Source organism: Halalkalibacter lacteus, assembly GCF_036663595.1.
In the GTDB taxonomy this organism is placed as follows: Bacteria; Bacillota; Bacilli; order Bacillales; family Bacillaceae_D; genus Halalkalibacter; species Halalkalibacter lacteus.
Genome location: NZ_JAWRVL010000201.1, coordinates 1 through 272, shown reverse-complemented (window position 1 = coordinate 272; position 272 = coordinate 1). Strand labels below are relative to the sequence as shown.

Below are 272 nucleotides of genomic sequence, written 5' to 3'. Positions count from 1 at the left end.
ACATGCTTAGATATCGTCTATTGTTTTAACACCAAGTGACCCGACGAACAGGGTACAAGGTGCGATCCTCTAAGTTTGGTATAAAGCCCCGAGGCTTGACTCTATACGGACTTGTGTGCGTGCGCTTCAGTCGGACTCCCTAACCACAAGTATTCAGAGAGGCGGACAAGCTGCCCTTAGGCAGCTAGAGCGTATGATTCGTCGTTTGCGACTAAAAAATGCAAATTTGATTTACGATAGAAAATGCGCTCTCGGCATGCATCTATGAGTTT

1 other RNA gene is annotated in these 272 nt (G+C 46.3%); it reads right to left on the bottom strand.

Features of this window, described 5'->3' with window-relative positions:
• Positions 1-259, bottom strand: a transfer-messenger RNA (tmRNA) gene (ssrA, locus tag SAZ04_RS22075).
• Positions 260-272 lie beyond the last annotated feature (13 nt).